Here is a 20,605-nt window from a genome sequence, read left to right as displayed (position 1 = left end):
AATTAGCCGGGGAGTGCTCCCCGGCTTGTCTGCTTCAGTCTATTTTCTATTGCCGTAGCGTTCGGTCCGCCCGTCGCTTATAACACCGCTCCAGTTTAAACCATAGGCAAAATCGTAGGCATTCCCCTCGGAATCGACATGTACTTCCATATCGTGCGGAACGTCTTCGAATTGCTCTTCAACGGTCTTCATATTCGCGGGCATCTGCATAGGCAGCAGTGCTGAAGGCTCTGCTTCACCGGTTATAATATCCAAAACCGCTTGATCCTGAACGCCGAATGCAGCAACGATCGCATCGGCCGCCGCTTCAAACTCAGCCACGATCGAAGGCTTCGATAGTTGAAGGGATACGATAACCGGCTTGCCCTTCATGACTTCTTTTGCCTTCAACACCGCCTCCAGGTCCGAAACATTCACAGCCGATATCGTTTTGCCTTTGTAGGTGCGGTTCAACACATCTCGTTCATCGCCGGCTATGCTCGTCTCTCTGGCGTGCTCTGCGGTATATGGACCATATTGCAGGCTGATCGGAACGTAGCCATTTCCGCCGGCTTCCGCATCCGCCTTGCTGTATCCGCTTCCGGAATCGGCCCCTGTTATGAACACCAGCGCGAAATCCGCGGTTTCGGGGTCATCCGTGATGTTGAAGTACTTCCGGACCACATCCAGGCTAACGGGATAACCATCATACGCGGGGGTCGGGAAGCCAAACCAGCTCGTTCCCGCCTGTCTGTGTCTTTTCGGGATATAGACCGTTTTCATTTTCTGCAGAGGAAGAACTTGACCTTTGTTTTTTAATAATACGACCGATTTAAGCTGCGCTTCGTAGCCTGCAGTCATATAATCGGCATGACCGATAATACGGGCGGTTTCTTCTGCCTCGCAGTACGGGTTTTCGAATAACCCGACACGGAACATGTTCTTCAAGAGTCGTACGGCCGATTGCTCGAAACGCCCGCGCATGTAGGCTTCGCCGTGCTCGGCGACGCCTATGCGATACGCCTCAAGAACCGGTCCAGCATCGTTATTTCCGCCGAATTGGTCGACTCCGGCCATAAGCGCCTTGTAATGACGTTCCGCAACGGTATAGCCTTGCTCAACTCCCCATGAGCGGCCCCCGGGAAACAAACGGCTAATATCAGGACCCTCGTCATCCGTTATCGCCCAGTCCGTACATACGACACCGTCGTAACCGTATTTATGGCGAAGAAGGTCACCTATAATGTGAGCATTGTAGGAGTTACCGACATTCTCGCCGTTTACCTGATCTTGATTATAAGAAATTGTATAGTACGGCATAATGGCAGAAGCCTTCTCCGTTCCGCCCTTTAATTGGAAGGCTCCCTCCAGAAAAGGAATCAGATGCTCCTCGAAGTTGTTACCCGGATATACCGCATATTTGCCGTACCCAAAATGGGCGTCCCTGCCGCCTTCGCCGGAACCGCCTCCAGGCCAGTGCTTCACCATCGCATTTACGCTGTCGTATCCCCAACCGTCTACGATCGCCCGTTCTTTGGTTGAAGTCTGAAACCCGTCGATATAGGCTTGAGCTAAGTCAGCCGACAGCTTCGGATCTTCTCCGAATGTGCCATCAAAGCGCGCCCAGCGCGGGTCAGTCGCAATATCGATCTGCGGAGACAGCGCGGTTGCTATGCCAAGCGCCCGGTATTCTTTAGCGGCAATCTCGCCGAATTTTTGTACCAGCGCAGGATCAAATGCTGCGGCCAGTCCAAGTGTTTCCGGCCACATTGAGATTGCGCCTCCCGCACCTGCATTGTATTCTTTGCTAGCATCGGAGCTATGGCGCGGATCACTGCTGTTATTGGCCGGGATGCCAAGACCGATTCCTTCCGCTAGAGCTTGGACGTTATTGTTCCAATGAGCCGCTATCTCTGGACTTTCGACGGATGTGAGCAGCACATGCCGCAGATGATCTCTCGTCAGAAACTCGATCTGCTGATCCGAGAGATCGTACGGCTTCGCGCCGCTTTCCGAATAGGGCTTGCCGTTATACGAAGCGGAAAAAAATCCGTCCGAAGCCGGTACAGCCTGATGTCCGCTGTAGAGCATCAGACCGGCGATTTGTTCAATGGACATCTTAGAGGCCAGATCTTTTGCACGTTCTTCAGGAGACAAACGCCAGTCCTCGTATTTGTCCAGCTTCCCGTCTTTATTGAGGTCCTTAAAAGCAAATCCGTCAGCATTGATGATGCTAACGCCTGAAGATTCCGAATAGCCTAAGGCAGGACCACCCTCATTTTTTATATATGTAACCGATTCCGAAATCGTTTCTACCTGTTTCTCACTCATTGAACTGCTGCCTCCTTGGATACGTTGTAAGAAAGGGCATCATCACACTCCCTTTCTCGTTCATTGTAGTCCTTATCGAGACGGCAAACTACCAGAAAACAGACCAGATACTTTCAATATTCAGACATATTTTCGCTTTGGTTATGTAATAGAAACAAGAATTTTGAAGCCGAACTTCCCATACAGTATATTACACCTCTTTTATACGAAAGGAGTCCGACGATGTACGGTAATCCCATTTACAATATGGTTTCTCCAATTCAACATAAATGCTTGCCCACTATCGAAGTGCTAGGCGAAGGAACAGTGGCAGCTGCTCCGGAAAGAGCGTTGGTCGTACTTGGTGCCGTAACCGAAGGGTCTGTCTTGCAATCGGTTCAATCTGAAAACGCGGAAACCGTAACGAACATCATCAATTCCCTGCTCCAAATAAATATCCCCCGTGAACATATACAAACGAACGATTTTCGCATTGAAATCCTATACGATTATATAGATGGAAAACAAATCTTTAAGGGCTATCAAGTGACCCATCTTCTGCAAGTTACCATCGATAGAGTGGATCAGACAGGAATTGTAGTTGATACCGCTGTTTCTCATGGTGCCAATACTGTCTCTTCCATTCGGTTTTCGATCCTTCAACGGGAAAGATACGAAAATCAGGCATTAGCGCTTGCCATTCGGAACGCTCAGCAAAAAGCCGTAACGATCGCGAATACACTAGGAGTTTCCATATTCGCAGTCCCTAGCAAAGTCCAGGAACTACCTCGTACTGTGGAGCCCATCCCCTTTAAAGCGTCCTTCCTTGCCGATACTGCAGTTACTCCAATCGAACCCGGGGAGTTGACGGTTTATGCAGCAGTTCAAGTGACTTATTTAATTATTCAATGAAGCCTAATATGCTGCATCTTCCCTCTTATATAAGGCAAGCAGCGCCATGCTGGCGGCAAACGATAAGATAATCAGCAGGAATGGCAGCGTCGGATCTAATGTATAAGCCCATCCCCCGATTATACCCGAAGGCGAAATGACTAGCAGAACCAGGACCGACAAAATGGCAAATACACCAGCCCGGTTCTCGTCGTCGATTGCATTGGCCACCGCGGCCTCTAAATATGGATAGGTCATAATCGTCCCAACAGCCGCCAGAATCGTACTGGCTACAAGCCAAAACATCGTGCCTGGAAGCGGAAAAATTAACAGCAGGTTCGAACCCAGCGAGATCAAGAATCCCCAAATCATGATGGAATGAAGACGGTTATCGCCGAACCTGGGCATCAAAAGCCACATGGCGAGCAGCATAAACACGGAGGTGACTGCAGGAAAAATGGACACTAGCCTGCTGTCCAGCTGCATGTAATCTACGAAAAAGAGCGAGAGATATGTACCTTTCAACGTTAATTGAAATTGAAACAGGATATAAACACCGAAAATCAAAAGAAGCCGCCGGTTTGCGGCCATGTCACGGATGACACCCTTGTACTCGCGCATCCCGGTCATAAACCCGACATTTCGGGTTTCCCTCATTTTTCGAAGCCCTATATCCGTCTCCCTGGTGGCAAAATGGCGGCCAACAAACTGAAGCGTCATACAAACGCATGCGATCACATACATAATTCGGACACCTGGAATTAATCCGTAATGACTGACGAGCAAACCGCCGAAAGGCGCAAACAAGCCGCCTAGCATCCCGATAAGCTGGAGCACCGTAAATACGTATGTTCGATCCTTTGGCGCTGTGTCCTCAACAAGCAAACAATAGAACGCTGTCGCGGGCACTTTTTGGAAACCGTTTACAACAACCGCAATAATAAAAAACCAAATGTTATTAGAAATCGCCCAAAGCAGCGTTCCTACTGTCCAACTTAATATATCAAAGTACAACAGAGCCAGCTTTCGTCCCAGCCGATCGGTCAGAAAGCCGCTAATAAAAGAAGAGAACACCTGCACGAGAAGTCCGAGTGTCGTAATCCAACCGATCGCCGTTTCACTGATCCCCAGTTCAAACATATAGATCGTCGCATAAGTACTGTACATACTGTATGGAATAAGAAAAAGTGGCTCGTAAGCAAGACAGCCTCGCGCGTTTCCCTTAAGTCTTGTTCTCAGGCCTATCATCGCTTCCCTCCATTCTATTGGTCATGAGCATGGTTTATCGACATTAAAATAAGCCCCAAACAGGGGCTTATTATTTTAATGAAAAGAGAATTTAATCGCCGTAAACGACTTCGCCCGGCCATTGGAGCATGCCGCCGGTTACATTAACAACTTTATAGCCTTGAGCGTACAGGAAGTCGCATGCTTTACCGCTGCGTCCGCCGCTGCGGCATACCAGTACAATTTCTTGGTCTCCCTGTTTGAGCTCATCGATTCGTTCTTGAAGCTCGGACAACGGAATACTGCGTGCCTCTTTAATATGGCCGGCTTGCCATTCGTCTGGTTCTCGCACATCGACAAGATTGATTGATTTCCCATTTTTAAGCTGGCTTTCCAGCTCGGTTGTAGATATTTCCGGATACATCTTATCCATCCCTTCAAGCTTTGTTCGCTTATTTGTCGTTTGAATGCATTGTATCTCGTAGACAAAGCATTTGTCCACATCGCGCTTATAAAATGACACAAAAAAGTGAGGCAAACCTCGTTCTCATGAAACATTGCTCATGACGAACGAAGCACCCTCACTTTTCCGGAAAAATCGGATAAACTAGATGCGGACAGCAGTGCCGCTTACGGCAACCATTAACATACCTTCACGCACAACCTCATAATCGATATCGATAGCAACCACTGCATTTGCTCCGAGCCTGGCCGCCTGATTTTTCATCTCTTCAATAGCGATGTCGCGCGCTTCCTTTAGCTTACTCTCGTATGCGCCTGAACGTCCGCCAACGATATCGGTAATCGATGCAAAAAAGTCGCGAACCACGTTAGCTCCCATAATAGCCTCACCGGTAACTACCCCTGCATACTCTTGAATTGGACGGCCTTCAATGGTGGGCGTTGTTGTAATTAGCATAGATAAGCTCCTCCCGCTTCATCATGAAGCGTATAATTTCGTCGTTTACTTCTATTACGGTGCAGACGCACAGATTGTTTCAATTATTTGGATTAAGCTCTTTCATTCGAACGTTTATGAGCTCATCTGTGCCTGTCTTGACCCTTATGCTTACACGAACTCCGAATTCTCTTGTATCCTTGACGATCCAAAGCACGAACCGCTCCTCGGCCTCACCTTCGGAAATAACCGTCCTGCCTTCATATTTGTAATCTACGATGGAAGCATTACGATAAGCCTTTGACGTTTCCTCCATCGCCAGCTTGCCCCACTTTGCATAGTTGGGTTCCGCGTACTGGACGGTACCTTCTGCCTGGATCACTTCTGAATGAGCCAGGCTGAGCAGAACGAATACAGCCTTCATAACGATATGACGTAACATTTTACCACCGCCTGTCTACTCTTTTGAGATGGTAATAGGGTCACCCAATAAGTATCGTCCTATTCGCTTAGGATTTTATGATGCTCCAAAATATATGTCACCCAAGCAATTCGTGAAGCACGTCTATATTTTTTCTGGCTCTGTTATTTAATGATTTCTTGTCCTTTAAGTCGAATAACTTTAATTCATGTCCCGGGTCTATGACCAAAGGCTTTGAAATAATATCTTCAAGTGTCCCCAGCGTAACTTTTAAAGCTTTGTGCAACACCTCGTCCGAAAGGACGTTTTTAAGAGATCTGATGATTTCAATTATTTTTTCAGCATACATAAGTTTAACAATACTATCAGACCCCTTAATATGCTGGGACACGAACGAAATAACCTTTTCAAGAATCATGCTGTCCTTATAATATTTAACTATGGCTTCCATCCGGGATACCGCATTCCAGTTCATAATTGATAATTCGCCCGCGACCTGATCAATCATTTCTTTGTACCATTCGGCTTCTACTTCTTTGGCAACACAATAGGACTTGTATTCTTCGGAGTCGCCTCCACGGTTCATTTGAAAAAAATGGCCTTGATAAGAAAAAAACAGCTGTTTAGCTTTTTCCAATTGTTCATCCATACGATCACCATGTTTCACTATTAATTTTGAGAGTTTAACGTATTAAACAGGAGCCTGTCCTGCCTGCTATGCTAACGGACAATTGAACATCAGTGTTCAGTCATTCTTATGAGCACACTCTTCTCTAAATATACAATAGTAATAGGTGCAAAACCAATCAATCGAAAAAAGAAGCTGTCCTGGTCAATTTGAACCTTTGGACAGCTTCTTCTTCAACTATTTAACTATTGAATCACTTATTCAACAACCTGAGTTTTCTTCTTGCGGTTTAGGAATTCGTAGACGATCGGTACGATAATGAGCGTAAGCAGCGTAGAGCTTGTTAAGCCGCCGATTACCGTCACCGCCATCCCTTTCGAGATGAGACCGCCGGATTCGAATCCGAATGCAAGCGGGAGCAAAGCTCCAACTGTAGCAATAGCCGTCATCAAAATCGGACGAAGTCGTGTGCCCGCCGCTTCAAGCAGCGACTCGCGAACCGATAAGCCTTCTTTCTCCTTCTGGATAACGCGGTCAATGAGCACGATCGCATTCGTGACCACGATCCCGATCAGCATAAGGGCACCGATCATAGCGGTTACGCTAAGCGTTTCCCCTGCGACGAATAATCCTACCATTGCTCCGATAATTGTAAATGGCAGCGAGAATAAAATCGCGAAAGGCGTGAGCGCGCCACCGAATGTAATAACCAGCACAAGATACACCACTGCTATTGCTGCTAACATGGCAAGTGCGAGCTGCGTGAATGTCTCAGTGATTTGCTCGGTCACTCCGCCCATGTCGACATCAACGCCGGCTGGAAGCTCGGTCTCGTCAATCAATTTTTGCAGATTTGTGGATACTTTACCAACGTCAGATGCCGTTACATCAGCCGTCACTTCTGCATAGATACGGTCATCCCGTCTCGTAATCGTATTAGGTGATTCTCCCTCTTCGATCGTAACGACGTCCTTGAGCGCTACTTCAGTGCCAAGCTGGGAAGTCAGCTTCACGTTTTCGAGATCGGCTTTTTCTTTGAACGTTTTTTCTTCAACCTTCACATAAACGTTGAATTGCTCGCCGTCCTTCTCGATCGTCGTAAGTACAGGCCGCTCGCGTACAGGGCTTAGTGCCATCGCAATTTGACCGGCAGTCAGTCCGTTTTGTCTTAGTTTCTCTTGATTCGCAACAAGGCGGTATTGATCATAGGTTTGAGACAAGCTGGAATCAATGTTGTCCAGATCTTTGTTTTCTTTCATCTTGGTCATTAGTTCATCAACGACTGGCTGAAGCGACTTCATATCCGTCCCGTATACGAGCATCGATATACCTGAGCCGCCAAGCCCCCCGCCACCGAAATTCTGTTCTTTCCATTCCCCTTTGCCGCCAAGCTCTTGCAACAGCGGGACGATTTTTTCTTTTTCAGCCGTGAAATCCTCAAAGTCATCTTCATAGGTGAGGTTAAACAACGCCTGCTTGGATGCGCCGGGACTAAACATATTTTGTCCGCCTACCGCATATTGGACGACGGTAATTCCATTACGGTCAAGCAGCGCCTTCTCTGCCTCAAGAGCCATCTGCTCAACCTGTTCACGCGTTTCACCCGGTGCCGGATTATAGGAGACGACCATCATTTTCTCTTCATCATTCGCCAGGAAGCTTGAACCTATAAATGGATAGAGGAATAAGCTTCCGACCAACAGGATAACGGCTAAACCGAATGTAATCATTTTATGGTTCAACGACCATCGCAGCACACCTTTATACCATTCAGCCATCCGTCCTGGCTTATCGTGGTGTGCCTTGCCAGGCTTCATGTCCTTACGGAACATCATATGAGCCAGCATAGGGACAACGGTAATGGCAACGACCAATGATGCCAGAAGAGCGAACACGATCGTTAACGCGAACGGAAGGAAAATTTCACCGACCATGCCGGTCACGAGTCCAAGCGGTACAAATACAGCAATCGTTACGATTGTCGAAGCCAAAATCGGAACAAACATCTCGCGGGTAGCATCGAGAATTAATTCTTTTCCTTTCAGCTTTTCTGTCGTAAGCGCCATTCGGCGGTACACATTCTCGATAACAACGATCGAATCATCGATAACCCGCCCGATTGCAACGGTCATCGCACCGAGCGTCATAATGTTCAGCGTAATGTCCATCCGGCTCAAAATAAGAAGCGCAATAAGTATGGACAGCGGAATCGAAACAACAGCAATGATAGTAGAACGAATATCGCGCAAGAATATCATAATAATGATGACAGCGAACAGGGCGCCAATAATCGCTTTGCTTAGCATCGTATTTACAGATTCTTCGATTGGTTTCCCTTGATCGAATGTAGTGGTGAAGGTCAAGCCTTCATGCTTTGTTTCAAGCTCTTTGGTTTCTTCTTTGACCAGATTAACGACATCTACAGTATTCGCATCTGCTGCCTTCACTACATTCAAGCCAATCGCGTTTTTACCGTTCGTGCGGGATACCGATTCAGCTTTGCCGACAATACTTAAATCCGCCACATCGCTAAGCTTTACGCCAGGCATGATAACGAGATTTTTCAAATCATCCTCGGTCGCAATATTGCCGTCAACAACGATGGCTTTCTCGGAATCGCCAAATTCATAAATGCCTAGCGGCACGGATAAAGCCGATGCTTGGATTATCCCTTTCACCATATCTTCGGTCAGGCCGATCTGCTTCAGATTATCCTGCTTGAATGCGAGCTCGCCTTCCATCACATTTTGACCGGATATTTGAATGCTGGCTACGCCATCCAACCCTTGCAGACGCGGCAGCACATTGTCCTGTACTTCCTTTGTCAGTTGTTCTAAATTCAAGCTGTCATTAGACAGGCTTAGCGACAAAACCGGAAACGCATTTAAACTGATACGGGATACCGACGGATCTTGTACGCCATCAGGAAATGACAATTCCGAAAGAGCATTTTTCACTTCCGTTGCCGCTTTATCCATATCTGTCTCATACGAATATTCAATAACGACCGATGAAGCATTCTCATAAGACGTTGAACTAACGACCTGAACGCCGTTCAAATTGCGGGTCCGCTGCTCAATCGGCTTCGTAATTTTGTCCATAATCTCTTCCGGAGCAGCTCCTGGATATACCGTCGTTACACTAACGATCGGGACGGTTATATCCGGAATCGTCTCCATTTTCATATTCAGACCTGAATACATACCGGCAAACAATACTAACAGCGTCAAAATCCACAAAGCAAATTTGTTGTTAAGCGAGAAACGAATAATGCTTTTCAAATAGGTCCACTCCTCATCTTTTATCTATACTTTAAAACGGTAACCAACGCCCCATATCGTCTCGATATACTGCGGATTAGAAGGGTCATGCTCAATCTTCTCCCGCAGCCTCCGAATGTGTACCGTTACTGTAGCAGCATCGCCATTCGAATCAAGCCCCCAAATACGCTCGAACAGCTCTTCCTTCTCAAAAACCCGATTCGGATGTGAGGAGAGCAGCAGCAAAAGCTCATATTCCTTCGCCGTAAGCATCGCTTCCTCTTCATGAATCATCACTCGGCGGGACGGCTTATCGATAAACAAGCCGCGGATCCGGATATGGTCGCCACGTTCTCCTTTATCCGCTGTCAACCGCTCGTATCTGGCTAAATGTGCTTTCACCCGCGCCACGAGCTCACTCGGACTAAATGGTTTCGTCATGTAATCGTCGGCTCCGAGGCCCAGCCCTCTGATTTTGTCGATGTCTTCCTTCTTTGCGGTCACCATTAGCACGGGGATATTGATCGATTGTCTAATCTGACGACATATTTCGAAGCCGTCCATTTTAGGCAGCATCACATCCAAAATAATAAGGTCGAATTGGCCTTCCAGCGCTTTCTGCAGGCCGACATCTCCTCGACTCTCAATGTGCACGGAGAATCCGTAACTTTCCAAATAATCGCGCTCCAGCTCGGCAATGGCTTTCTCGTCTTCAATGATTAGTATGTTCTTCATGATCACCCACCGTTTTGACCGATGCCGCTTTAGGAAGCTTGATACAGAACCGGGCACCGCCCTGCTCCGTATTCTCCGCCCAAACGTCACCGCCGTGCCCTTCAATGATTTGTTTAACAATAGCAAGTCCTAGACCACTGCCGCCGGTTTCCGAATTACGGGATTGTTCCGCGCGGTAGAAACCATCAAAAATATACGGGAGCGCTTCCTCGTCGATACCTGGTCCTGTATCCTCGATCTTAACTAAAGCAAACTGTTCCAGCTCCCTTATCCATACGACAATGTCTTTTGCGTTGAGGTCTGTGTGCTGACCCATGTACTTTACGCAATTGTTCAAAATGTTCGTTAATGCACGGCTCAGCTTATCCGGATCGGCCGCAATCATAACAGGCTGACCGTCAAGTTGCTTATAATGCAGCCTAACACCTGATTTCTCCAAATCGAACCGCTGCTCGTCCAATAAATGCTCCATATACCGTGTAATATCAATGGTTTTAAAATCAAAAGCGACCTTTTGCAGATCAAGCTTAGAGAAGAGGAACAACTCATCAATTAACTGATCCATATCCGCCGCCTTGCGGTAAATGGTTTGCATATAACGGTTGCGTTTCTCTTCCGTATTGGCGATTCCATCCATAATGCCTTCCACATACCCTTTTATTGCTGAAATCGGTGTTTTCAAATCGTGTGAAATGTGGGAGAGCAGCATTTTCCGGTTTTCCTCGTACTGTAAGCTTTGGTCGATGGATTGCTTCAGCCTCACCCTCATATCCTCGAAAGCGATGCTAAGCTGACCGATTTCCCCCTTCGTCGTAGCTACGACCTTATGCGACAAATCGCCATCCTTGATTTGAAGCGCGGCCGCCTTAAGCGTTTGAATTGGACGAATGATGCTTCGCGAAACGAAATAAGTAAGCAGCAGGCTTGTTAAGCCTATAAACGCCAAGCTGATTGCTGTACTGACCGGCCGCCAATAAATAGGCACCCTGTCGTTTCGTCTCAGCAGGACGGCTCTGCCTTCACCGCCATCGGGATACGTGAAGTCCATCGAGCTGGTTTCAAAATGGAATGAATTGAAGGTAACCATTGACGGCGGTTGTTCAAGCAGGCTCTGCCAATCCTCATTTGGCGAGACCTCCCGCAAGAACGGAGCAACCGAAGTGATCTTCCCATCACGCGAGATTACCAATCCAGCCCATAGCTCTCCAAGCTTGTCTTGAATCCCTGTCACATATTCCTTTTTCTCCAGCTCCCCTGCATCGTTGCGCAGCACATAAGACAATTCGCCGAATACGAGCGCTTGTAGGTAAGACTCGTTGTCTTCCTTGTGGAAATATTGGCGCACATCCTTATTCCCGCCCGCATAAAAAATGAATAGCATAAACGCAATCATTAATATGATCGGTACGAACACCATCGCCAAGTACGACATGTACAGCTTTACTCTAATGGACAATTCCTTTCACGCCTCGCTGATGCTTTTTATTGTTGAATCTATGGTTTATCATAACGACCATTTCTAAACGAATTTGTAACCATTTCTTACAAAATTATTACGTTTGAGAGTCATAACTTAAATAATTTAATGTCGCTGTTATTTAACTATATAAATTATTAATAAGGTGTATTTTAGTTCGATTGCTTATTCGGATGGCAATAAATCGAGCTTAGCAGTATAACAATCGACAATGCCCAAATGAATATAATCCAAAGCCATACTGAAAATTCCGCCTTGTACGTTAATAACTTATAAATCGCGATAATGCCTAACAAAGCAAGGGTAAACCATACGCCTCTCGCTGATTGATTTGAATGCATAGTGAAATCCAGCATTGTTGCTATGTACAAGCCTAGTATTGAAGCTGTAATAGGTGCGACAACCCAAATACTTAACGAAAAAAAAGAACCCGACAAAATCAATTTGCCGAAAAGAAACAACAATGAAAAGAAAATGAGAAGCAGCCACTGCTGCTTGAAGGGTCGAAGAACCATCCAGTCGGATGCGTTATTTTTGCTATTCCTATACCAGTCATACCATCGATAAATGAAATATAGAGCGGGAACAGCAGCTCCAAGAACAGATAATGAAAGCTGGAGGATATGATAGACGTAATCGCCAGCAATTATTTTATGAAGAAACGGAATCCTTTGCACGAACCAGCCGCTGCTATGCGTCCAATTATCCATAAACACATGCGAAGCAAAGCCAATTAATAACGATACACAAAAAAGGAACCACTCCGCTCCTGTCGTTAAACGCCACGGGCGAATAGAATGATAGGCAAACCGGTCAATTTCTGCAATAGATGGAAGAAAATGAGGTAGAACAGGCTTAATTACCCGATGAAAAGCATAAGCAAAAGCGATACAGGTAGGTAACGTTATTAAAAAGAAGCCCTCTAAGGAATGACCAATTGTCCGGAGAGGCTGCATCGCAATAAAGTATTCAATATCTGGCGCCATACTACCAAGTACAAGACCAGTCACGCTTAAGGAAGGAATTGCTTTTTTCAGCGGGGCGGCATATAAAGGATGCGATAAAGTAAACGGCATGCTTCTCTTTCAGCTCCTTCTATTCGCTCAATGTTCCGAACTTAGGGATCGGCCAAATCCGAAATACCGCTCTTCCCTCTATGCTCGGTTTTGCAATCGGCCCGAGCGCACGGCTGTCTAAGCTATGCTCGCGGTTGTCTCCCATCACGAAAAACTGTTCAGCGCCAAGTGTAAAAGGCACTTCAACTACGCCCTCAAACGTCTGTCCTTTAACATAAGGCTCTTCTAATCGTTCTCCATTCAAAAATACTTCTCCATTATTTATATCGATGACATCGCCAGGCAGAGCAATAACTCGTTTGACGAGCCGGACATCGCTCTCCGGGCCGTTAATAATGACAATATCGCCATGCCGCGGCTCATGAAAAAGATACGACCATTTATCCTCGATTAACCGTTGACCAGCAACAAGTGTATTTTGCATCGAAACGTTTTGAACCTCGGATTGCGCATATACATACGTCTGGAAGAGCAACGCAACGATGACCGCAACAGCAAGTGATACGACCCATTCTCGAATTTCCCGAACCCATCTGTTTGTCTGACGTGCTTCTGTTTTCATCCATGATCACCTCTACAATAAATTGATTGCCTTGAATTTGAGCAATTTAAAAGTCCATTGCTTATACGGCTTTAGGTGGGGAAAGTTCCCATTTACCAAGGAAACTAAATAGTGACAATTGAAGTAGCCATGCGATAAAGTGAATGTGAAAGGGGTAGCTGCCTATATGAATTCAATATCTGTTTCACAAAGACTCCTTTTTACGACTATTACCATTTTATACTGGACTTCAATGTACGTATACGTCCCTACTTTATCTCCATTTTTAAGTGGCCGGGGGCTGTCTCTTCAATTTATCGGCATCGTTCTTGGTAGCTACGGATTCGTGCAAATGTTTGTGCGCTTTCCGCTTGGCATATTATCGGATAGATGGGGAAAGCGCAAGCCGTTCATTTTGCTGGGCATGCTGACTGCAGCCATTAGCTGCTTGTTGTTTCTTATACCCGGACTATGGATATGGCCGCTTGCAGGCAGGTTGATGGCAGGCGTTTGCGCCTCGACATGGGTCGCATTCACGGTGCTCTATGCAGGCTATTTCGGCGCCGGTCAGACTGGACGTGCCATGGGAAATATTAGCGTAATGACAGTATCCGGACAAATGATCGGCATGCTGCTTAGCGGGTGGCTGACCGAAGGGTTTAACCAAAATGCCCCGTTCAGCATAGGCGCCATTATAGCGGGTATCGGCTTGCTGCTGGCTTTCTTGCTTAAGGAGCCTCGTATGGGACAGCGCGATCAGCCAGGAATGTCATTTGCCATGATAAAAAATGTCGTACGAACAAAAACGCTGCTGCAAGTTTCGCTGCTGTCGATTCTCGCGCATGGCGTGCTCTTTATTACGATGTTTGGCTTTACACCGCTTAAGGCGCAAGAGATGGGCGCCGGCGGAATCGGATTAACGGTGCTTGTTTTTGCTTTTATGCTTCCTCATGCATTCGCTTCACTCTTTACAGCAAGATGGTTCACGCCTCGATTCGGTTATTGGGGAACAATCGGAGCCGGCTTTGTTCTAAGCACACTTTGTACGTTAGCGATGGTATTTGCGCAATCGTTCGGCATGCTTGTTGCAACGCAAGCGATAAACGGCTTTGCGCAAGGGCTGCATATGCCCCTTCTGCTGGGGCTAGCGATTCGTGACGTAGCCCTCCCTGGACGAGCAACGGCTATGGGGCTATACCAAGCGCTTTATGCGATCGGGATGTTCTCAGGACCTTTCTTAGCGGGCTGGTTGAACGAAAGCTGGGGCTTGAACAGCGGCTTCCTGTTTGGTTCATTGCTGGGTGCTGCTGCAGCATTTCTCGTATGGGCGTGGGCAAGGCAAGAGCGTGCTGTTCATGTACGGACTGGAGAAAAGCATACCGGGGAGGTGAGCGGATGACAAGACCCCAGCTTGTGCTCGATATCGGGGGCGTGCTTGCGACTAATTTGTCGCCGCTCTTCTGGCAGCTGATAGCGGGAGAAGCCGCTGTATCCGAAGACACTTTGTATGAAGCCTATAAAAGACAGGTTAGCGAGCAGTTATGGACAGGCAGCCTATCAGAGGAGCAGTTCTGGTCATGGATAAAGGTTCAGGCTCCTAATATACAAGTCCAACAAGCTCGTTCGTTCATTGACCGGAGCCTGCAGCCATTGCCTGCTTTAGAGAAGATCGTGGAATGGAGCTTAATAGCAGATATTCATCTCCTTAGCAACCATCTGCCCGCTTGGGTTGAACCGATTGTTAATCCCATTAACAAATATTTGAAAAGTATAACCATTTCCAGTGAGACTGGCTTGCGGAAACCTCATCCGGATATTTATAGACGTGTGGCAAGTCACTTTGCGATAGACGGCGTTGTGCTGTTTGTCGATGATCAGCACAAAAATTTAAAGCAAGCAGCATCGCTTGGATGGCGTACGCTGCTTGCCGATGAGGATGGGCGATGGATCCCGAAGGTGCTCCCACTCTTACAGAACAGAAGCGATAAGGAAGAGCAATACACTGCTAAAGGCAGCTGCAATGAATAGGATGGCATCAGAGCGGCCGAAGCGAAGGCGAAAACCGTAAGTTGGTTTTCGCTTCGTGTAGCCGAAGCCGCGGGCTTCCAGCGCATCTGCCATTTGCTCCGCCAAACGAAGAATGGAACGAACATATGGAATCATAACCGACTGCAGCATGCTGAACGGCACCGTTCTCAGCGCCGTAACTGCCTTCCCCCTCGCATGAGCAAGCTTCGCAAATCTTTCCCACTCCCCTGTTAACAGCGGTATAAACCGAAATATGAGCGTAACGAGCAGCGCGAACGAATGAATGGGAACATTTATACGGCTTAACCAGCCGAATGATTGCTCAATGGAACGCTGCAATCTAAACGGTGTCATTAGTTTAAGCATGGGCATCCCAAGCAGCATAATGAGGAGCAGCTTTCCAAGCCGAAGTACAATCGGCAGCGCCTTAGTCCAGTCAAATGAAAGCGGGGTAAAGGTTACACCCCCTATAAAGCAGAGAATAGCTATAAGAACCGCATAAGCGCGAATAACCCGAACCCATGGCCATATAAGCGTTCGAAATGGCACCAACAGCATCATAGTAACAATCGCAGCCAATGATAATTCCAGCAAGGTCCTCTGCGCAAATATGCTTGCTGCAAGCACCAAATAAACGAGGATAAGTGCGCGCGGATCGAAACGATCCGGTCGAAGCAGCTCAGTTGCGGCAAGCGATGGGCCAGTGTAGGGCTGTTTATTAGCGATGTCGTCTACAATAGCTCCAGTTAAAAGCTTTGCATCTGCAACTTTCCCGCTCACGACCGCGCCAGCACCACCGAGCACGCGCCCTGGTCGCATCAGCTCCGCTGCCAGCACCGCCGCTACCTCGCGCGGCTCCGGCCACGGCGCCCCGCCGCCGCTCCGCGCCGGTGCCAGCGGCGGCAAAGCCGCCTCCGCGCGCAGCTCCGCCAGCGCGCATAGCGCCTGCGGCGCTGCTGCAGCATGCGCTACCGCCGCTGCAGCAGCCGCTTCGCGGACCGTGCCGCCGCTAACGACGGCGACAGCGTCCGCGAGCGGCAGCAGCGCGTCGAGGTCGTGCGTGGCCACGACCGCTCCGCGCCCTGCCGCCCTGTGCGCCTCAAGCACCGCGCACAGGCGGCGAACACCGTCGGCGTCTAACCCCGCCGTCGGCTCATCCAGCAGCAGCCATTCCGGCTCGCACGCCAGCAAGCAGGCGAGTGTAAGCCGTCGCTGCTGCCCGCCGCTAAGGGTCCACGGATCTCTTTCAAGCAGCTCCGTTGCCAGCCCCGCCTCAGCAAGCGCATACTCCATTCGCCGATTCGCTTCTTCACCCTTTAATCGGTAAGGCTTCAACGAATATAGCAGCTCTTCGCGAACGGTCGAAGCAAACCATTGCGATTCTGCATGCTGCATCGAAATGCCGAATCTGAGCATTACGTCGCGATTAAGCTTTTTTCTATGTCCAGTGCTTACCCATAACGAATCATCTCCGAGCCCGATCGTCCCCTCCTGCAGCGTCCGTATACCTGCCATCGTTTCGAGCAGCGTCGACTTTCCCGCTCCGTTTCGCCCCAGAAGCAGCGTAATTTGTCCAGCCTTGAAATGCAGGTTAACGTCATTTAGGAGCAGCCGTTTATCAGCTCCATCAGCGCTTACCGATACTCCGTTCAGCATCCAATCAGCGCTCATACCGTTTCACCGCCTCTGCCAGCATTTCCGCCGTAAAGGGAAACGGGCGAAGCTTCACGCCCTGCCGTTCAAGCTCCCACGACACTCGGGCTGAATAAGGCGCCTCGAAGCCCAGCTGCTCGCATACACTCCCTTGATCGCCATATGAGGATCGGTCAAACCATTCATCCGCTTGTCCATCAAAAGCAATCGCACCGTCGTTCATCGCTACGATGCGGTCGCCCTGACGCAGCTCCTCCAGCTTTTGCGTAATCCAAATAACTGTCACGCCGTTTTGCTGAAGAACCCTGACCTGTTCAAGCACGTAGCTAGCCGCTTCGGGATCAAGCATCGCCGTCACCTCATCAAGGACAAGCAAGGGCGATTGTACGGCTAAACAGCCCGCTATTGCGACCAGCTGCTTCTGCCCCCCTGATAACGTTTCAATCGGCTGAAACATCCGGTCACCCATGCCTACCTTTCGCAGCGCTTCTTCCGCCCCTAACGGAATGCGCGAAGCCTCCATTTCGTTTTGCTCGAGCATGAGCACGACGTCCTCCCATGGCGTAGCGCCGATCATGGCTGCCTCAGGCTGCTGCATGACAATCGGAATCGGTTTCCCTTTCGCTGCAGATTCAATATGTTTAATCATTTTACCGGTAACGCCGGCTGTCCGAAAGCCTGCTACAACTTTCGCCAGCGTGCTTTTCCCGCTTCCGTTTCGACCGAGCAGCGTAATCCATTCCCCTTCGTATATTCGAACGCTTACACCCTTTAATATAGGCTGCGGCTTCTGTGCAGCGAACATTACAGGCGGTGTAACTGTTGCATCTATGATTTCAATCTGACAAGTCTGTTCCAAAAAATATCACCCAACCTCTTCCCCAAAACAATTCGCTATGCTACAATTCGATTTGTTAACTTTATCTGAATATAATTGGTTAACATTAAATATGCAACTACATAAAGGAGTCGTTTCAACTATGCAAACCAACAACATCCGGTCACTCGTCTTTATTGCTTTATTCGCGGCGCTGTTTATCGTTATGAGCTCGCTTACGATTAAGCTTGGCGCCTCGCTTGTGCCATTTACGCTGCAGACGCTGGCCGTTCTATTAGCTGGTCTTTTCCTTACGCCGCGCAACGCTTTTCTCAGTATCTCTGTCGTTATAATCCTTGCGGCATTCGGCCTGCCTTTGTTCAGCGGTCAAGGCGGCATTGCTCATTTGACTGGACCTACTGGCGGATTTATTTTCGCTTTTCCGTTTTGCGCATTACTTGTAAGCCTTGCTGTTGGACGACTACTGAAAAACAATGTCTCCAAAGGTAATAAAGCTGTTGCTTTTATCGCTTTTTTCATTATTTTCGAATTGTTCAGCTCGCTGTTCGCCTATGTGCCCGGCATTCCTTGGCTCATGCACATTACCGGTTTTTCTTTCCAAAAAGCAATGGCTATAGGCTTTTATCCATTCATAATCGGTGATGCTCTTAAATCGCTCGTTGGCACCCTTTTGGCAGTCTCCCTAACACCTTACATTGTCCACATTCGAACGTCAACCGCCAGCAAGAACACGGAAGATCCGACATTTAACGTTTATAACTAATCATTCATTTGTAAAAAATTAAGTACAGCTGCCATAAAAAAGCCGTATTCGCAGTCCCTCTATAAGAGTGACTTCAAATACGGCTTTTTCGTCTTACAGCGACATTCGGTAAATCGCCAGCACGTCTTCCTTCGTCAGCTTTCGGAAGTTGCCTCTTGTGCCATCCCCCGTCACTTTAGATGCCATTTCCTCTATGCGGCTGTCGTCAATCCCATAGTCAGCCAGTCTCGAAGGCGCTCCAAGCGATGTCCAAAATTTCCGCAGCGCGGAAATGCCCAGCTCAGCAATTTCACGATCCGTGCGGCCATCCTCACGTATGCTGAATACCTGCACCGCAAATTGACGGAATCGCTGAATATTATCCTCAAGCACATACGTCATCCAATTCGGGAATAAAATCGCTAATCCGCCGCCGTGCGGAATATCGTAGACAGCCGACAAGGCATGCTCCATATCGTGATTCGCCCAGTCCCCTACAATACCCATCGACAACGTATTGTTCAGCGCCATCGTGCCGCAGTACAAAATCGTCTCGCGATGCTGCACGTTCGTCAAATCGCTGACGAGCATAGGCGCGGTCATTACGACCGTACGCATAATCGATTCGCAGAAGCCGTCCTGAACCGGCGTACGCGAATCATGGTGGAAATATTGCTCGAATACATGAGCCATCATGTCTACCATACCGTATACCGTATGGTCCTTAGGTGCGCTGACCGTAAACACAGGATCAAGAATCGAGAAGGCCGGGTACACGTACGGGCTGCTCCAGCCATGCTTCTCAAGCGTCTCTTCATTTGAAATGACGGAGTTCGCATTCATTTCCGATCCCGTTGCCGCCAATGTCAGCACCGTGCCAAGCGGCAATGCCGCCGATACCTTCGCCTTCTTCGAGACGATATCCCAGAAATCGCCGTCATATTTGGCTGCCGCCGCTATCGCTTTGGCGCAATCGAGCGTGCTTCCGCCTCCTGCTGCAAGCACCCAATCGATCGATTCGCTGCGGCAGAGCGCCGCGCCATGGCGGACGGTCGATATACGCGGGTTCGGTTCAACCCCGCTCAGCTCCGTAATGACGCAATCCGCATCGGCTAAAGCTTCTGCTATTTGATCGTATAAGCCGCTCTTTTTAATGCTGCCTCCGCCATAAACGAGCAGCACTCTTTTCCCATATTTGGCTGCTTCAACAGGCAGCTGCTTCAACTGCTGCTGCCCGAAATGAAGCCTCGTCGGATTAAAATATGTAAATGCTCTCAATTTAAAACCTCGCTTTCTCCCCTAAAATAGGATAGAAGCGCTTGTCATATTCGACAAACGCTTCTTATCTATGCTCTATATTACATCTAACGATTACACTTTTAGAACTACTTACTCGATGCATTCCTCCGGATCCGGCTCAGACGCATCTTCAACATTTATTTTCTCCGATACGGTGTCACGGACGATGGATACGACCAACTGCAATAAATAGTTTATATCCGATTGGCTTTGTTGGAACTCCGAAACGATCGGAATACCGTCAAGCTCGTCTTGGAGTACTTCCATTTCAGCTTCGATTTTTTTAACCATGTCGGCGTTTTTGAAGGTCGTTTCGAAGGCTACGACTTCTTTTTGTTTCTTTTTAATTTGGGTGATCAATTGCTGTACACGCTCATTGCCGTTAATTTGCTGCTCCGCACGGCGATAATGCTGAACTTCCTCCGACGTGAAAATCAGGTCGGCCAGCTCCTTCGCCTTCTTTGTAATATCTTCTTTCACAATCAAATCACGCGTGTTGAAGCTGGGAATGCCACAGCCGCCGCCGTGCGCATGATCGTGGTCATGATGATGCTGCTCCGAATGATTTGCTGTCGTTTGCTGCTCTGCCATTTGTCATCTCT

General features: G+C 48.2%; 19 protein-coding genes. 4 read left to right on the top strand and 15 right to left on the bottom strand.

From position 1 onward, the window contains the following. Positions 1-39: 39 nt before the first annotated feature. On the bottom strand, positions 40-2,310 hold the full coding sequence (locus tag DFP97_RS05970; protein ID WP_114379068.1) for a glycoside hydrolase family 3 protein: 2,271 nt from the start codon (positions 2,308-2,310) through the stop codon (positions 40-42). Positions 2,311-2,532: 222 nt separating this feature from the next. On the opposite strand from DFP97_RS05970, the gene DFP97_RS05965 reads away from it, so the two are divergent. Then, positions 2,533-3,201: an SIMPL domain-containing protein gene (locus DFP97_RS05965; RefSeq protein ID WP_245975930.1), complete on the top strand. Its 669-nt coding sequence runs from the start codon at positions 2,533-2,535 to the stop codon at positions 3,199-3,201. 3 nt (positions 3,202-3,204) lie between these two features. Here DFP97_RS05965 and DFP97_RS05960 read toward each other — a convergent pair whose 3' ends face one another. The 10 genes from DFP97_RS05960 to lepB all read right to left on the bottom strand — a co-directional run bounded on the left by DFP97_RS05960 (position 3,205) and on the right by lepB (position 13,464). Beyond that, positions 3,205-4,428, bottom strand: a complete 1,224-nt coding sequence (locus DFP97_RS05960; protein WP_114379067.1) for an MFS transporter — start codon at positions 4,426-4,428, stop codon at positions 3,205-3,207. A 91-nt stretch (positions 4,429-4,519) separates the two neighbouring features. Further along, positions 4,520-4,831: a rhodanese-like domain-containing protein gene (locus tag DFP97_RS05955; RefSeq protein ID WP_114379254.1), complete on the bottom strand. Its 312-nt coding sequence runs from the start codon at positions 4,829-4,831 to the stop codon at positions 4,520-4,522. A gap of 183 nt (positions 4,832-5,014) precedes the next feature. Further along, a complete protein-coding gene (locus DFP97_RS05950; RefSeq protein WP_114379066.1) occupies positions 5,015-5,326 on the bottom strand; it encodes a YbjQ family protein in 312 nt (103 codons plus the stop codon). Between the two features lie 79 nt (positions 5,327-5,405). After that, a complete protein-coding gene (locus tag DFP97_RS05945) occupies positions 5,406-5,747 on the bottom strand; it encodes a DUF3889 domain-containing protein (RefSeq protein ID WP_114379065.1) in 342 nt (113 codons plus the stop codon). Positions 5,748-5,844: 97 nt separating this feature from the next. Then, the gene (locus DFP97_RS05940) at positions 5,845-6,375 is read right to left on the bottom strand and encodes a hypothetical protein (RefSeq protein WP_114379064.1); all 531 of its coding nucleotides are present in this window, start codon (positions 6,373-6,375) and stop codon (positions 5,845-5,847) included. A gap of 236 nt (positions 6,376-6,611) precedes the next feature. Then, positions 6,612-9,635 carry an efflux RND transporter permease subunit gene (locus DFP97_RS05935; RefSeq protein ID WP_114379063.1) on the bottom strand — a complete coding sequence of 1,008 codons (3,024 nt, stop codon included), beginning with the start codon at positions 9,633-9,635 and terminating at the stop codon, positions 6,612-6,614. A 24-nt stretch (positions 9,636-9,659) separates the two neighbouring features. Beyond that, complete coding sequence (locus DFP97_RS05930; protein ID WP_114379062.1) at positions 9,660-10,349, bottom strand: response regulator transcription factor; 690 nt, start codon at positions 10,347-10,349, stop codon at positions 9,660-9,662. Continuing rightward, the gene (locus tag DFP97_RS05925) at positions 10,327-11,805 is read right to left on the bottom strand and encodes a sensor histidine kinase (RefSeq protein WP_147275020.1); all 1,479 of its coding nucleotides are present in this window, start codon (positions 11,803-11,805) and stop codon (positions 10,327-10,329) included. The genes DFP97_RS05930 and DFP97_RS05925 overlap by 23 nt, the downstream gene beginning before the upstream one ends. 173 nt (positions 11,806-11,978) lie before the next feature. After that, complete coding sequence (locus tag DFP97_RS05920) at positions 11,979-12,902, bottom strand: DUF4184 family protein (RefSeq protein ID WP_114379060.1); 924 nt, start codon at positions 12,900-12,902, stop codon at positions 11,979-11,981. Positions 12,903-12,921: 19 nt separating this feature from the next. Then, positions 12,922-13,464 carry a signal peptidase I gene (lepB, locus tag DFP97_RS05915; protein WP_114379059.1) on the bottom strand — a complete coding sequence of 181 codons (543 nt, stop codon included), beginning with the start codon at positions 13,462-13,464 and terminating at the stop codon, positions 12,922-12,924. Between the two features lie 166 nt (positions 13,465-13,630). Between lepB and DFP97_RS05910 the strand changes: the two genes are divergently transcribed. Together DFP97_RS05910 and DFP97_RS05905 are read left to right on the top strand one after the other, a co-directional pair. Beyond that, positions 13,631-14,842: an MFS transporter gene (locus DFP97_RS05910; protein ID WP_114379058.1), complete on the top strand. Its 1,212-nt coding sequence runs from the start codon at positions 13,631-13,633 to the stop codon at positions 14,840-14,842. Further along, positions 14,839-15,471 carry an HAD family hydrolase gene (locus DFP97_RS05905; RefSeq protein ID WP_114379057.1) on the top strand — a complete coding sequence of 211 codons (633 nt, stop codon included), beginning with the start codon at positions 14,839-14,841 and terminating at the stop codon, positions 15,469-15,471. Before DFP97_RS05910 ends, DFP97_RS05905 begins: the two co-directional genes overlap by 4 nt. Here DFP97_RS05905 and DFP97_RS05900 read toward each other — a convergent pair. Both DFP97_RS05900 and DFP97_RS05895 read right to left on the bottom strand, forming a co-directional pair. Further along, a complete protein-coding gene (locus DFP97_RS05900; RefSeq protein WP_114379056.1) occupies positions 15,412-17,142 on the bottom strand; it encodes an ATP-binding cassette domain-containing protein in 1,731 nt (576 codons plus the stop codon). The two genes, DFP97_RS05905 and DFP97_RS05900, sit on opposite strands and share 60 nt — an antisense overlap. Next, complete coding sequence (locus tag DFP97_RS05895) at positions 17,132-17,983, bottom strand: ATP-binding cassette domain-containing protein (RefSeq protein ID WP_114379055.1); 852 nt, start codon at positions 17,981-17,983, stop codon at positions 17,132-17,134. The genes DFP97_RS05900 and DFP97_RS05895 overlap by 11 nt, the downstream gene beginning before the upstream one ends. 121 nt (positions 17,984-18,104) lie before the next feature. On the opposite strand from DFP97_RS05895, the gene DFP97_RS05890 reads away from it, so the two are divergent. Continuing rightward, entirely contained in the window at positions 18,105-18,725 is a 621-nt protein-coding gene (locus tag DFP97_RS05890; RefSeq protein WP_114379054.1) for a biotin transporter BioY, read from the top strand. A 93-nt stretch (positions 18,726-18,818) separates the two neighbouring features. Here the strand turns inward: DFP97_RS05890 and DFP97_RS05885 are convergent, their stop codons facing one another. Together DFP97_RS05885 and DFP97_RS05880 are read right to left on the bottom strand one after the other, a co-directional pair. Continuing rightward, positions 18,819-19,982, bottom strand: coding sequence for an iron-containing alcohol dehydrogenase (locus DFP97_RS05885; protein WP_114379053.1), 1,164 nt, complete (start codon positions 19,980-19,982; stop codon positions 18,819-18,821). Positions 19,983-20,093: 111 nt separating this feature from the next. Beyond that, entirely contained in the window at positions 20,094-20,594 is a 501-nt protein-coding gene (locus DFP97_RS05880; protein ID WP_114379052.1) for a YlbF/YmcA family competence regulator, read from the bottom strand. Between the last annotated feature and the right edge of the window lie 11 nt (positions 20,595-20,605).

This window comes from Paenibacillus prosopidis (assembly GCF_003337375.1).
GTDB lineage: Bacteria > Bacillota > Bacilli > Paenibacillales > Paenibacillaceae > Pristimantibacillus > Pristimantibacillus prosopidis.
The sequence above is the reverse complement of the archived record's forward strand: the minus strand, read 5'-3'. Positions and strand labels throughout refer to the sequence as shown.